At 62.7% G+C, this 1,181-nt stretch carries 1 protein-coding gene and 1 pseudogene; both read left to right on the top strand.

The annotated features are described in order from the left end of the window. The coding region (locus ACZ60B_RS43030; protein ID WP_469397585.1) for an ABC transporter substrate-binding protein at positions 1–805 on the top strand (805 nt) is incomplete at its 5' end. Beyond that, positions 802–1,181, top strand: a pseudogene (locus ACZ60B_RS43025) (hypothetical protein); the annotation flags it as partial. The gene ACZ60B_RS43030 and the pseudogene ACZ60B_RS43025, both read left to right, overlap by 4 nt.

Genomic DNA, 1,181 nt, shown 5'->3' with positions numbered 1-1,181 from the left:
GATCCTGCGCGACGATCCGCGCCTGCGCCTGACGCTGCGCCCTGGGATGAACATCGCCTATCTGGCGTTCAACACCCGCAAACCGCCGCTCGACAACCTCAATGTGCGCCAGGCGATTTCGCTGGCGATCAACAACCAACGATTGATGCAGTCGATCTATTACGGCACGGCGGAAACCGCCGCCTCAATCTTGCCGCGCGCCTCCTGGGCCTATGACAACGACGCGCACGTCACCGAGTACGATCCGGCCAAATCGCGCGAGATGCTGCGGCAGGCCGGCGTCGGCCAGCTGAACCTGAAGCTGTGGGTGCCGACCGCCTCGCAGTCTTACAACCCGAGCCCGCTGAAAACCGCCGAGCTGATCCAGGCCGATCTCGGCCAGGTGGGCATCAACGTCACCATCGTGCCGGTAGAAGGCCGTTTCCAAGAGGCGCGCCTGATGGAAATGAACCACGATCTGACCCTGACCGGCTGGGCCACCGACAGCAACGACCCGGACAGCTTCTTCCGGCCGCTGCTGAGCTGCGCGGCAATCCGTTCGCAAACCAACTATGCTCACTGGTGTGACCCAGGCTTCGACGAGGTGCTGCAGAACGCGCTGTTGTCGCAGCAGCTGTCTCAGCGCATCGACAACTACCGCAAGGCGCAGAAAATCCTCGAGCAGCAACTGCCGGTGCTGCCGCTGGCCTCTTCTTTGCGTCTGCAGGCCTACCGCTACGACATCAAGGGATTGGTGCTGAGCCCGTTCGGCAACGCCTCGTTCGCCGGGGTGTACCGTGAATCCGCGCCGGAGGTGAACAAGTGATTATCTTTACCCTGCGCCGCATTCTGCTGCTGCTGATCACGCTGTTCTTCCTGACGCTGGTCAGCTTCAGCCTGAGCTATTTCACGCCGCGCGCGCCGCTGAACGGCGCCGCCCTGCTGGACGCCTATCAGTTCTACTTCGTCAGCCTGCTCCATTGGGACTTCGGCGTCTCCAGCATCAACGGCCAGGCGATCAGCGAACAGCTGCGCGAAGTATTCCCGGCCACCATGGAACTGTGCCTGCTGGCGTTCGCCCTGGCGCTGTTTATCGGCATTCCGCTGGGCATCATCGCCGGTGTGCTGCGCGGCAAGTGGCAGGACACCGCCATCAGCACCTTCGCGCTGCTGGGCTTTTCAATGCCGGTGTTCTGGCTGGC

The organism is Streptomyces sp. NPDC104096 (genome assembly GCF_055584385.1).
The sequence above is the reverse complement of the archived record's forward strand: the minus strand, read 5'-3'. Positions and strand labels throughout refer to the sequence as shown.